The 12,939-nt window shown below is 72.4% G+C and carries 5 protein-coding genes; all 5 read right to left on the bottom strand.

Annotated features, from left to right (window positions below):
- Positions 1-3: 3 nt before the first annotated feature.
- The 5 genes from GTY96_RS07125 to GTY96_RS07105 all read right to left on the bottom strand — a co-directional run bounded on the left by GTY96_RS07125 (position 4) and on the right by GTY96_RS07105 (position 12,937).
- The gene (locus GTY96_RS07125) at positions 4-684 is read right to left on the bottom strand and encodes a Crp/Fnr family transcriptional regulator (RefSeq protein ID WP_143899348.1); all 681 of its coding nucleotides are present in this window, start codon (positions 682-684) and stop codon (positions 4-6) included.
- Between the two features lie 413 nt (positions 685-1,097).
- Positions 1,098-3,533, bottom strand: coding sequence for a penicillin acylase family protein (locus tag GTY96_RS07120; RefSeq protein WP_161664262.1), 2,436 nt, complete (start codon positions 3,531-3,533; stop codon positions 1,098-1,100).
- Positions 3,530-4,939: an MFS transporter gene (locus tag GTY96_RS07115; RefSeq protein WP_143899346.1), complete on the bottom strand. Its 1,410-nt coding sequence runs from the start codon at positions 4,937-4,939 to the stop codon at positions 3,530-3,532. Before GTY96_RS07115 ends, GTY96_RS07120 begins: the two co-directional genes overlap by 4 nt.
- Positions 4,940-5,040: 101 nt before the next feature.
- Positions 5,041-9,621: a type I polyketide synthase gene (locus GTY96_RS07110; RefSeq protein WP_161664261.1), complete on the bottom strand. Its 4,581-nt coding sequence runs from the start codon at positions 9,619-9,621 to the stop codon at positions 5,041-5,043.
- Entirely contained in the window at positions 9,614-12,937 is a 3,324-nt protein-coding gene (locus GTY96_RS07105) for a non-ribosomal peptide synthetase (RefSeq protein ID WP_161664260.1), read from the bottom strand. The genes GTY96_RS07110 and GTY96_RS07105 overlap by 8 nt, the downstream gene beginning before the upstream one ends.
- Positions 12,938-12,939 lie beyond the last annotated feature (2 nt).

The raw sequence follows: 12,939 nt of genomic DNA, 5'->3' as shown, positions 1-12,939 counted from the left end.
GGGTTACTCGGCGTCCTGGCCCAGCCGCTCCGGCTGGAGGAGGACGATCTGCCCCCCCTCGAAGGTGAGCATCCCCTCGCGCACGTAGTAGCGCAGCCACTTGTTGACGCTCTCGCGGGTGACGCCGCACAGGTTCGCCAGCTCCGACTGCGTGAGCTTCGGGGTGATGGCCAGCCCCTCCGGGGACGGCTTCCCCTGCGTCTTCGCCAGCTCCATCAGCACCCGCACCAACCGCGAGCGGGCGTCCAGGAAGGCCGAGTCGTAGACGAGCTGCGTCGTGCGCCGCACCAGCCGGCTCATGTTCGCCAGGAGCGCCAGGCTCACCTGCGGCCGCGTCTCCAGGTAGCGCCGGAAGTCGTCCCGCTGGAGCGTCAGCAGGTGCGCCTCCTCGCGCGCCATCGCGTCCGTGGAGCGCGACTCGCCGTCCAGCAGCGACAGCTCCCCGAACGCGTCCCCCCGGTCCAGCAGCGCCAGGGTGATCTCCCGCCCCTCGCTGGAGGACAGCCGGATGGCCACCTGGCCCCGCCGGATGATGAACAGCGCCGTGCCCACATCCCCTCGGTGGAAGATGACCTCCCCCCGAGCGAAGCGCCGGGGCTGGAGGAGCGACGACATGTTCTCCAGGTCCTCCCGGCCGAGGCTTTCGAACATGGGGATTTCGGCCAGCAGCTGCGCGTAGGACATGGGGGGACCGCCATTCTGCCCGGAATCCCCGGCTACAGGTAGGGAAGCCTCCCATCCAGGTCCGGCGGACAAGTCCGGCGGGTGTGAACGCCTTCACACACAGCTTGTGGGCCGCTTCACAGCCGGGAAGGGGGCCCCCGGGTACTGTTCCTTCATCGCAGCACGGGAAGCACGGGGGGCCCGCACACGCGACGGTGAGCCAGGGAGTCGGGGGACTTCTTAGCCCACCGCGGCATGAGCGGGAAATGGGGGGGACCGCGGGGCCGGCACATAGAAGGGGGAAGCGTTGAGTTTCTGAGGGGGAACTCAACGCGAACACGAGTGCCGGCTCCAGCAGGGGCCTCAAAGCAATGGACCCGGGCCTGGAGGCCCGTCGCTCCGGGGGGAGTGACGGCCTTCAAGTCCGGGTTGTTTTATTGGGCCACCAGGGCGACGGCGGGCGTGAGCGTCAGCGCCGCCTCGCGGTGCTTCTCCACGGCCTCGCGCGTGTGGAGCATCGGGTGGAACTTCACCTCGCGGCTCAGCGCCATCAGGTCATCGCGGTGCGGGTGGAACAGGTGCTCCGTCTGCCCCGGCGCGTGGACGGACACGGAGCGGGACAGGTCCGCCAGGTCGACGATCATCCGCAGCGCGGTGCCGTGGACCACCTTGAAGGGGTGGCTCCAGAGGAACGACGCCCCATCCACGGAGTAGTTGTCCCCGCGGGCGGGCACCGTGCGGGTGTTGAAGACGCGCCGGACCGGGGCGGGAATCATGGGGCCGCCCAGCGGCTGGTGCACGTAGGTGAGCTGGTGCACCCGCCCCCAGGCCCAGGCGTCCAGGTTGGGGCCGTACGTCTTCACGAGCCACGCGGTGGCGTCCGCCAGGGCGGCGCGGAGGATGTCGTCGCGGGTCTCCTTCGCGGGCGTCTTCGGGTCGTCCCACCAGGGGCTGTCCGGCTGGGACATCAGGCCGATGACGAAGGGCATGTGCAGGCTGCCATGCCGCTCGTACTGGCCCATCAGGTACTCGCGGACCAGCTCCGGCCCCAGCTTGTGCTGGAGCAGCTTGCGCAGCACCTCGATGTACCAGGCCTGGAACACCGTGGCGCCCACGCTCTCCGGTTCGAAGCGCAGGTCCCACGCCTTCAGCGCCTCCACCGCCTGCCGCTGCGTGTCGTCCGCGGGGGCCACCGACAGGAAGTACGGGCGCAGGGTCTCCGCGGGCAGCGAGTACGTCTCCGCCTGGATGCGCCGCATGTCCTCCACGGTGTGCTGCGTGCCCGCCTCCAGCAGGTCCGTGATGCGCTTCGCGCGGTAGCCGGGGAACCAGTTGTGCGCGATGAGGTGCGGGTAGTCGTCGGAGGTGATCTTGTTGTTCGCGGTGGCGGCGTAGCCCGCGGGCGGGTTGAACGACGCGGGCAGCTCCTCGAAGGGGATGAAGCCCGTCCACTCGGCTTCGCCCGTCCAGCCCGGCATGGGGATGAGGCCCTGGTGGCCCTGGCGGATGGGGATCTTCCCGGACGCCTGGTAGCCGATGTTGCCCGCCGTGTCCGCGTACACGAAGTTCTGGCCCGGCCCCTCCCACAGCTTCATCGCCCCGCGGAAGGACTCCCAGTCCGTCGCGAGGTTGAGCTTCAGGACGGCGTTGATGAGCGGCTGGCATTCCCTGTGCGCCCACTTGAGCGCCAGCGGCTCGCTGTCCTTCAGCTCGTCCGCCATCGCCAGGTTCATCAGCGGGCCGTGCCGGGTGCTCTTCACCTCCAGCACCACGGGCGCGCCGCCCTTCACCGGAATCTCCTCGCGGCGGATCTCCAGATCGTGCCACTCGCCCTGGAAGAGGTACTTCTTCGGGGCCTTCGGGTCGTCCAGCTTCTCGATGTAGAAGTCCTGGGTGTCCGGCCCCAGGTTGGACATGCCCCAGGCCACCTTCCCGTTGTGGCCCACGATGAGCATGGGCACGCCGGGCAGGGAGAAGCCCACGTGCTGGAAGCGGCCGCCGTGCAGGCCGTTCTCGTACCAGGTGGACGGCATGCCCAGGGGGATGTGCACGTCGTTGGCGAGCAGCGGCTGGCCGCTCTGCGTGCGCTTGCCGTGCACCACCCAGTTGTTGCTGCCGGAGACGATGTTCGGGTCCCCCATCACCGCGTCCACGCCGTCCAGGCCGGACAGCGTCTTCACGTTCTTCAGGCCGGGGAGGCGCGCCTCCTTGGGGACGATGAGGGGCGTCTCCGGCGCGTTCTGCGGCAGCAGCGCGTTGGCCACCTCCTCGCCGGCCGTCGCCACCAGCCGGGCGCGGAAGAGCTCCAGGCGGTGGTTGCCGCCCAGCATCAGCGCCAGCAGGTTGCCTCGCGCGAGCGAATCCGTGGGCGTCCACGGCGTGGGCGTCACGCCCATCACGGTGAACTCGTACGGCAGCGGCTCCGCGGCGATGCGCGCGTTGATGCCCGCGCTGTAGGCCTCCAGGATGGCTCGGGCCTCGGGGTCCACCTGCGCCCAGGAGCGCTCGGCCAGGTGGCGCAGGCCCATGGTGCGCAGGAACTGGTCCGCGGACACCAGCATCGGGCCCAAGAGGCTCGCGAGCCGTCCGTCCACCAGCCGGCGGCCCATCTCCATCTGCCACAGGCGGTCCTGCGCATGCACGTAGCCCTGCGCGAAGAACAGGTCGTGCTCGTCCTGCGCGAAGATGTGCGGCACGCCCCACGTGTCGCGCAGCACCTCCACCTTGCCGTGCAGGCCGGGCAGGGTGAGGGTGCCCTCGGTGCGCGTCCAGCGGCGGCGGGCGAGCCAGGGCCCCAGGCCGGGGGTGGCCACGGCCAGGGCGGGGGGGAGCATGCGCAGCATGCGCAGGACCTGGGTGAAGGCACTCATGAGGCGGAGGCTCCGGCGGTGGGGGCGGTCGGCGGGGGGGAGGCCGCGGCGTCCGCGGCGGTGGGCGGCGTGTCAGGCAGGGCGTCCGGCAGCTCGCGGTCCAGGTAGCGCACGCGCGGGTTGAGCCACGCCACCACCACGTTGGCGATGGTCAGCAGCGCCAGGGCGATGAAGATGACGGCGATGCCTCGCCCCGGGCCCACGCCCAGCAGGCGCCCCATGCTGCCGGAGAGCGCGCCGCCGGGAGCCATGGCCGGCTCGAAGAGGTCATCCGCGAGCGGGCCCGCGATGAGGCCCACGACGGGGGTCACGCACAGGAGCACCATGCGCTTCACCGCGGCGGCGCGGCCCTGGAGGTCCGCCGGAATCTTGCGCTGCCAGATGGACTGGCTGCCCGCCATCATGGGCGGCATGGTGAACAGGTAGAGCGCGGCGGCGGTGGCCACCAGCGGCACGCTGGGCGACGGCGCGGCCAGGAAGAGCACCAGGCCCGACAGCACCTGGAAGCCCAGGATGCCGTGGAGCTGGTTCTTCGGCCCGCCCCACACGCCCATGCTGACGGCGCCCACCAGCGCGCCCACGCCGGCCACCGACGCGATGATGCCCAGCGTGGAGATGTCCGTGAAGGCCAGCACCAGCGGGGTGATGAGCAGCATCACCAGGTCCATGCACAGCACGGCCACGACGGTGAAGCTCAGCAGCCCCACGAGGCCGGGCCGCGTGCGGATGAACGTCCACCCCTGCTTGATTTCATCGCGCAGCGACCCCTTGCCCCGCTGCCCCTCCGAGGACACCGCGGGACGGGGGAAGCGGACCATCAGGAGCGTGAGGACGGCGACGCTGAAGCTGCAGACGTCCACCGTCAGCACGCCCACCAGCCCCACGCGCTCGATCAGCGCGCCCGCGATGATGGGGGAGAGGATCTGGCTGGCGCCGCTGGCCACCTCCGCCACCGCGTTGGCGCGGCTCAGGTGCTGCTTGGGCACCAGCAGCGACACCGTGGCGAAGAAGGCCGGCCAGCGGAAGGCGCCGAAGCACGCGCCGATGGAGACGGGCAGGTAGAAGTGCCAGGCCTTGAGCTCGAACAGGCCCTGGTTGCTGGCCAGCACCATGCTGAAGATGAGCAGCGTGCTGAAGCCGTTGCCCAGGTCCGCCAGCAGCATGGCGCGGCGGCGATCCCACCGGTCCACCAGCGCGCCCGCCAGCGGCGACAGCACCACCATGGGCGCGAAGGCGAAGAAGGACAGCAGCGCGAACTGCGTGGTGGAGCGCGTGTCCAGGAAGATCTTGGCGCCCACGCCGAAGGCGGTGAGCCCGGAGCCGAGGATCGAGATGAGCTGGCCGAACCAGGTGATCCAGAAGACCCGCATGGGCTGGGTGATGGTCAGGCGTTGCGCGAGGCTCATTCCACGTCTCTTCTTCCTCCTGGGGGTAGGAGGGGCAAAGGGGCCCGCGCACCGTACTACGGGAGGGCGTGCGGGCCCGGCGTTCCAAGGGGGGAAGGGTTTCAGCCCTGCTCGAGCTCCGCGAGCATGGCCTCCAGGGCTTCAGGGTCGAGCTGGCTGGCGCTCGCCTCGACGATGGCCACCGTCATCACCTCCACGGTGGGGGATTCGAAGAGGGCGCGCATGGACAGCTCCACCTGGAAGGCCTCGCGGATGCGCGACAACAGCTGCACGCCCAGCAGCGAGTGTCCTCCCAGCTCGAAGAAGTTGTCGGTGATGCCCACCGACTCCACGCCCAGCAGGTCCTGCCAGAGGCCCGCGACCTTCTCCTCCGTCTCGTCGCGCGGAGCGACGAAGGCGTTGGCCAGGGGCGGACGGGGATGCCTGCCGCTGGCGCTGCCCCCCGCGCGGGGCGCGGAGGCCCCTTCGCGCGCGGACTGGAGCCGCGCCTCCAGCGAGCCGAGCGTCGCCAGGAAGCGTCCGCCGGTGGGCTGGGACATGAGCGCGCGCAGGTGGCGGAAGCCTTCGGCGGGGGCGATGACGGCGTCGGGCCGGAAGCCCTCGCCCACGCCCCACACGTCCCAGTCCACGGCGTACCAGCGGGTGCCGCCCAGCCGGGCCTGCCGGGCCGCCACCGCGTCCATTCCGGCGTGCGCCGCCGCCACCGCGCTGACCGCCATGCCGCCCAGCGCCACGGTGAGCGAGGACTGCACCACCACGAAGTCCGGGCGCCGTGACGCCAGGGCCTCCGCCAACTGCGCGAGGCCTCCGAAGCGGCCGGCCAGCAGCGGGGCGGTGGTGTCGGGCGTCGACTCGGCCACGGAGATGCGGGTGGCCATGCCGCCGTCGCCCGCGGCGTAGAAGACGCCGTCGATGCGGCCGAACTTCGCCTCCGCCACCTGGAGCGCCTTGTCGAGCTGTCCCGGCACGCCCGCGTCCGCGCGCAGCGCCAGCACCTGCGCGCCCGCCTGCTCCAGCGCGCGCATGCGCTCGATGGCCCGGGACGTGGCGTCCTGGGCGTCATGGCCCGCGCGCCACGCGTCCCACTCCCCGGGGGCGGGGAGCGTGCGGCGCGACAGCAGGACGAGCTTCGGCTTCACCGCCTGCGTCAGCTGCTCCGCGAGCGCGTGCCCCACGCGGCCCAGGCCGCCGACGATGACGTAGACGCCGCCGTCCTTGAGCCCTCCCTGCGCGGGGGCCCCAGCGGCGGGCTCGGCGTCTGGCCGGGACTCCGGCTCCATGCCCGGCGTGGCGATGGGGTCGAAGGACTCCACGTGGCGGTACGGGCCGCGCAGCGCCACCACGGCCTCCTTGCCGGTGGCCAGCTCCGTCACCAGCCGGTCCAGCCACGGGCCCGCCGCGGACTCCTCCGGCGCGGGCCGGGTGACGTCAACGGCGCGCACCGTCAGGCCGGGGAACTCCTGCCGCAGCACGCGGCTCGCGCCCACGGCGGCGGCCTGCCACGGCAGAAGCGGCTCCTCGCCCGTGACGTCCTGAGCGCCGCTGGTCACGACGTCCAGCGACACCGGTGCCTTCGCCGCGCCCGGCCCCACGGCCTTCGCCAGCGCGAGCAGGCCGTGGAAGGACACCGCGAGGCCCGCGTCCAGGTCGCGCGGCTCCCGGACGAGCGGCCACAGGTACGCGATGTGCGCGGGCGTCCAGTCCTCGCCGCGCAGCCGCTCCAGGTGCTCGCTGATGGCGTCCGGAGAGGACGGATCCACGGCGAAGCGCCGCGTCACCGGATCCGACGCGCCCTGGCCCGCGACGAGCGACACCACGTCCGCGCCCGCCTGGCGCAGCCGCTCCGTCACGCGCGCGGCCACGGGCGCGTCCGCCTCCAGCACCAGCCAGCGCTGTCCGGCGAGCGACGGCACCCGAGGCGAGGCGGGCGTGCGCGGCCACGCGGGCACGGTCCACTCCACGCCCTGGGCCGTCGCGGTCCTCGCGGCGATGGCGGCTCGGGGCAGCGCGGGCGGCGGGCCCTTGAGCAGGTCGTAGCGCTCGCGCTGGAAGGGGTAGGCGGGCAGCGGGATGCGGCGGCGGGCCTCGCCCTTGTAGAGGCGGGCGGCGTTCGACTTCGCGCCCGCGAGCCACAGCTTCGCGAAGGCGTCCGCGGCGTGCGCGAGCGCGTCCTGCTGGGCGTCGCGCGGCGCGGGCAGCGACGTGAGGATGGCCGGGAAGGTGCCTTCGGCGGCGTTGCGGCGCACCAGCGTGGCCAGCGCGTTGCCCGGGCCGACCTCCAGGAAGACGTGCTCCGGGTCGCCCAGCAGCTGCGCCGCCGAGTCCTGGAAGCGCACGGCGTCCCGCAGGTGGCGCGCCCAGTACGCGGGGCTCACCGCGTCCTCGGGCGTCACCCAGGTGCCGGTGACGTTGGACAGGTAGAGGTCCTTGGGCTCCTTGCGGGCCACCTTGCCCACCGCCTGGCGGAACTCCTCCACGATGGGGTCCATCATCGTCGAGTGGAACGCGTGCGACGTGTGCAGCCGCGACACCTCCACCTTCCGTGCCTCCAGCGTCGCCTGGAGCGCGTCCACCGCGTCGGTGGGGCCCGCGACGACGATGAAGCCCGGCGCGTTGATGGCGGCCACGGAGAGGCGCGCGTCCATCAGCGGCTTCAGCGCCTCCAGCGGCATCTTCACGGACAGCATCGCGCCCGAGGGCAGCGACTGCATCAGGCGTCCGCGCGTGGCCACCAGCGCCAGCGCGTCGTCCAGCGAGAACACGCCCGACAGGCACGCGGCCACGTACTCACCGATGCTGTGGCCCACCATCGCCTGCGGCGTCACGCCCCAGGACGCCCACAGCTTCGCGAGCGCGTACTCGATGACGAACAGCGCGGGCTGGGTGAGGGACGTCTGCTTGAGCTTCTCCGTGGCCTGCTCGCGCCCCTCCGGGGGCGGATACAGCACGGTGCGCAGGTCCAGGCCCAGGTGCGGCTTGAGCTTCTCCGCGCAGGCGTCCACCTCCGCGCGGAAGGCGGGCTCCTGCTCATAGAGGCCCCGGCCCATGTCCACGTACTGGGAACCCTGGCCGGAGAAGAGGAAGACCACCGGCCTTCGCGTGTTGGTGCCCGCGCCGCCCAGCAGCCGCCGCGCATCCCGCAGCGCGGCCTTCGCGTCCGCCAGGTCCTTGACCACCACCGCGCGGCGGTGCTCGTGCACGTGGCGGCCCACCTGGAGCGTGTAGGCCACGTCCGCCAGCGGCAGGGTGGGGTTCGCGTCCAGGTGCGCGGCCAGCCGCTCCGTCGCCGCGTCCAGCGCGGCGGGCGTGCGCGCGGACAGCGACAGCACGTGCCACGGGCGGCGCGACGGCGCGGAGGGCTCGGCCTTCGGGGCCTCCTCCAGGATGACGTGCGTGTTGGTGCCGCCGATGCCGAAGGCGCTCACGCCCGCGCGGCGCGGCCCGGCCGGGGACTTCCAGGGCCGGGGCTCGGAGGGCACGAAGAAGGGCCCTCCGTCGAAGTCGATGACGGGGTTCGCCTGCTGGAAGTGGGGGCTCGCGGGAATCTCGCCGTGCTCCAGGGCGAGCACCGTCTTCACCACGCCCGCGATGCCGGCCGCCGCGTCCAGGTGGCCGATGGCCGCCTTGAGCGAGCCCAGCGCCACGCGCTTCGCGCCCGTCTCCTTGCCGCCGAAGGCCTGGTTGAGCGCGGCCACCTCTATCGGGTCGCCCAGCGGCGTGCCCGTGGCGTGCGCCTCCACGTACTGGATGTCGTCCGGCATGACGCCCGCGATGGCGAGCGCCTCCGCGATGACGGCGGCCTGGCCCTCCACGCTGGGGGCGGTGAAGCCCACCTTGCCCGCGCCGTCGTTGTTCACCGCGGTGCCCAGGAGCACTCCGTGGATGGTGTCGCCGTCCTTGAGCGCGTCCGACAGCCGCTTGAGCACCACCACCGCCGCGCCCGCGCCGCGCACGGTGCCGTTGGCCTTCGCGTCGAACGCGCGGCAGTAGCCGTCCGGAGAGAAGATCATCCCCTCCTGGAAGAGGTAGCCCGCCGTCTGCGGGAACGACACGGAGGAGCCGCCCGCGAGCGCCATGTCGCTCTCGCCCGACAGCAGGCTCTGGCACGCCAGATGGAGCGCCACGAGCGAGCTGGAGCACGCCGTCTGCACCGTCGCGGAGGGGCCGCGCAGGCCCAGCCGGTGGGACACGCGCGTCGCCACGTAGTCCTTGTCGTTGGCCAGCATCACGCCGAACGAACCCGCCGCGTCCATCAGGTCCGGCTGCCGCATCAGCGCGCGCAGCAGGTACGAGCTGAGGCTCACGCTGGCGTAGACGGCCACCGCGCCCTTGAAGCGGCCGGGGTCATAGCCGGCGTGGTCCAGCGACTCCCACGCGCACTCCATGAAGATGCGCTGCTGGGGGTCCATCAGCTCCGCCTCGCGCGGGCTGTAGCCGAAGAGGCCCGCGTCGAAGTCCGTCGCGCCCTCCAGCACGTAGCTGGAGCGCACCCACTGGGGATGGGCGCGCAGGGCCTGCGGAACGCCCGCGTCGTCCAGCTCCGCGTCCGTGGGAACGCGGCGCGCATCGCCTCCGCGCCGGAGCATCTCCCAGAAACCCTCCAGGGTCTTCGCCCCGGGGAAGCGGCCCGCCAGGCCGACAATCGCGATGCGCTCCTCGCCACCACCCACTGCGTCACTCATCCGCGTCTCCATCCGTTTCCACCCGACCCCGCGAGGCCACCACACGGCGGTTGACCGTGCGTCGCGCCTCGGCACGGGAGCGGCCCGCCTGCGCCGCGTCCTCCGAGGGCGTGTCCTCCCGGCGCGACAGCCGCGCCGCCAGTGCCCGCACGGTGGGGTACTGGAAGAGGTCCGTCAGCGCCAGCGTCACGCCCAGCTCCGCCGTCAGCCGGCGGTGGAGCTGGAGCGCCAGCAGCGAATTGCCGCCCAGCTCGAAGAACGGATCGTCCAGGCCCACCCGCTCCACGTGCAGCAGGTCCTTCCACGCCTGGGCGATCTGCTGCTCGATGGCCGTCCCCGGCGCCACGAAGGGCCGCGACGCATCCGCGCCCCCCAGCTCCGGCGCGGGCAGCGCCTTGCGGTCCGCCTTGCCGTTGGGGCTGAGCGGCATGCGCTCCAACACCACCACGTTGGACGGGACCATGTACTCCGGCAGCCGCTCCAGCAGGAAGGCGCGCAGCACCGCCGCGTCCGTCTTCGCCTCCCGGCCGGTGACGTAGGCCACCAGCCGCTTCTGGCCCGGCCGGTCCTCGCGCGCGAGCACCACCGCCTGCCGCACGGACGGGTGCTTCTCCAGCGACGCCTCGATTTCGCCCAGCTCGATGCGCAGGCCGCGGATCTTCACCTGGAAGTCCGCGCGGCCCAGGTACTCGACTTCGCCGTCCGGCAGCCACCGGGCCACGTCGCCCGTGCGGTACATGCGCGCGCCCGCCACCGTCGCGTATGGGTCCGGGATGAAGCGCTCCGCGGTGAGCGAGGGCCGCGCCAGGTAGCCGCGCCCCACCTGCACCCCGCCGATGTACAGCTCGCCCGCCGCGCCCTGGGGCACCGGTTGCAGCTCCGCGTCCAGGATGCGGATCTGCGTGTTGTCCACCGGCCGGCCAATGGGCACGGAGCGGCGGCCGTCGTTCGCCTTGCACGCGTGGAACGTCACGTCCACGGCCGCCTCGGTGGGGCCGTAGAGGTTGTGCAGCCCCGCGCCGGGCAGCGTGCGCAGACACAGCTCCTTCAGCTCCAGCGGCAGGGCCTCGCCGCTGCACACCACGCGCTGGAGCGACGTGCACTGGTCCACGCCGGGCTCGTCCAGGAAGGCCTGGAGCATGGACGGCACGAAGTGCAGCGTGGTCACCGCCGCGGAGGTGATGAGCGCCTTCAGGTACGCGGGGTCCTGATGCCCGCCCGGCTTCGCGACCACCAGCCTCGCGCCCGTCATCAGCGGCCAGAAGAACTCCCACACCGACACGTCGAAGCTGAACGGCGTCTTCTGGAGCACCCCGTCGCGCGGCGTCAGCCCGTACGCGGACTGCATCCACAGGAGCCGGTTGCACACCGGGCCGTGCGCGTTCATCGCGCCCTTGGGGCGGCCCGTGCTTCCCGACGTGAAGATGATGTACGCCAGCGAGTCCGGCGTCGCGGTGGGGGCGGGCGCGGTGGTGGGCTCGCGGGCGATGTCCTCCCAGCCCGTGTCCAGCTTCACCACGGTCGCGTCCGACGGAGGCAGCCGCGCCAGCAGCCGCTCCTGCACCAGCAGCACCGGCGGGCGCGCGTCCTCCAGCATCCAGCCCAGGCGCTCCCGCGGATAGCCCGGGTCCAGCGGCACGTAGGCGCCGCCTGCCTTCAGCGTGCCCAGCAGGCCCACCACCATCTCCAGCGAGCGCTCCACGCACAGGCCCACGCGGACCTCCGGGCCCACGCCGTGCCGGCGCAGCGCGTGCGCGAGCTGGTTGGCGCGGGCGTCCAGCTCCCGGTAGGTGAGGCGCGTGCCCTCGAACTCCAGGGCCACCGCGTCCGGCGTGCGCGCCACCTGCGCCTCGATGAGCGACGTCAGCGTCGCCTCTCTCGGGTGGGGGATGGCGGTGTCGTTCCAGTCCTTCAGCACGCGCTGGCGCTCGCCGTCGGGGAGCAACGGCAGGAGGGAGATGGGCAGGTCCGGCCGCGCGACGATGCCCTCCAGCAGCGTCAGGTAGTGCCCCAGCAGCCGCTCCGCCGTGGCCCGCTCGAAGAGGTCGGTGCTGTACTCGGCGGTGACGCGCAGGCCCTGCGGCAGGTCCACCAGCAGCAGGGACAGGTCGTACTTGGTCGTGCCGGTGTCCACCGGCTTCGCCTCCATCACCACGCCCGGGGCCTCCAGGGCGGGCATGGGCGCGTTCTGGAGGACGAACATCACCTGGAACATCGGCGTGTGGCTGAGGTGGCGCTCCGGCTTGAGCGCGTCCACCAGCCGCTCGAAGGGGATGTCCTGGTGCGCGTAGGCGTCCAGCGTGGACTCGTGCACGCGGCCCAGCAGCTCCCGGAACGTGGGCCGGCCAGACAGGTCCGAGCGCAGCGCCAGCATGTTCACGAACAGGCCGATGAGCCCTTCGACCTCCGCGCGCGGACGGCCCGCGATGGGCGTGCCGACCACCACGTCCTCCTGGCCGGTGTAGCGCGAGAGGAGCACGTTGAAGGCGGACAGCAGCGTCACGAAGAGCGTGCGGCCCTCGCGCTGCCCCAGCGCCTTGAGCGCCTGGGTGAGGGCGGGGGACAGGTGCATCACCTGCCGCTCGCCCCGGGAGCTCATCAGCGCTGGCCGCGGCTTGTCCGCGGGCAGCTCCAGCAAGGCGTGCGGGTTGAGGCGGTTCTTCCAGTAGGTGAGCTGGCGCTCCAGCTCCGCGCCCTGGAGCCAGTCGCGCTGCCAGGTGCCCCAGTCCGCGTACTGCAAGGGCAGCGGGTTCAGCGGCGAGGGCTGGCCCTCCAGGCACGCGCGGTACAGCACCGCCAGCTCGTGCACCAGCACGCCCATGGACCAGCCGTCGGAGACGATGTGGTGCTGATCCACCAGCAGCACCTGCTCCCCGTCGCCCAGGAGCATCAGCACCGCGCGCAGCAGCGGCCCCTGCTCCAGGCTGAACGGCTGCTGCGCGAGCATCACCACGCGCCGCTGGGCTTCCGCTTCGCGCTCGGCCACCGGCAGGCCCCGGAGGTCCATCACCTCCAGCGGCACCTCACCGGTGGGGGCGATGAGCTGCACGGCTCCGCCCTCGCGCTCCTGGAAGGTGGTGCGCAGCGTGTCGTGCCGCTCCACCAGCAGGGCGAGCGCGCGCCCCAGCGCCTCCGTGTTCACGGTGCCGGACAGGCGCACCGCGGTGGGCATGTGGAACGCCGCGCTGCCGGGGCTCCACTTGTCCAGGAACCACATCCGCTCCTGCGCGAAGGACAGGGGCGCCTGCTTCGCGGCCGGACGCTTCTTGTCCTTCAGGAGCTGGGCCAGCCGTGCTCGCTTCTCTTCAGGCGTCATGG

The sequence above is a fragment of the Corallococcus silvisoli genome (genome assembly GCF_009909145.1).
Classification (GTDB): domain Bacteria; phylum Myxococcota; class Myxococcia; order Myxococcales; family Myxococcaceae; genus Corallococcus; species Corallococcus silvisoli.
Note: the sequence above shows the minus strand (reverse complement) of the source record. Positions and strands in the feature narration are given on the sequence as shown.

Bases quoted from the DNA above. Each gene is read 5' to 3' on its own strand.
- GTY96_RS07125 (WP_143899348.1), bottom strand. From the start codon at position 684: ATGTCCTACGCGCAGCTGCTGGCCGAAATCCCCATGTTCGAAAGCCTC.
- GTY96_RS07120 (WP_161664262.1), bottom strand. From the start codon at position 3,533: ATGAGTGCCTTCACCCAGGTCCTGCGCATGCTGCGCATGCTCCCCCCC.
- GTY96_RS07115 (WP_143899346.1), bottom strand. From the start codon at position 4,939: ATGAGCCTCGCGCAACGCCTGACCATCACCCAGCCCATGCGGGTCTTC.
- GTY96_RS07110 (WP_161664261.1), bottom strand. From the start codon at position 9,621: ATGAGTGACGCAGTGGGTGGTGGCGAGGAGCGCATCGCGATTGTCGGC.
- GTY96_RS07105 (WP_161664260.1), bottom strand. From the start codon at position 12,937: ATGACGCCTGAAGAGAAGCGAGCACGGCTGGCCCAGCTCCTGAAGGAC.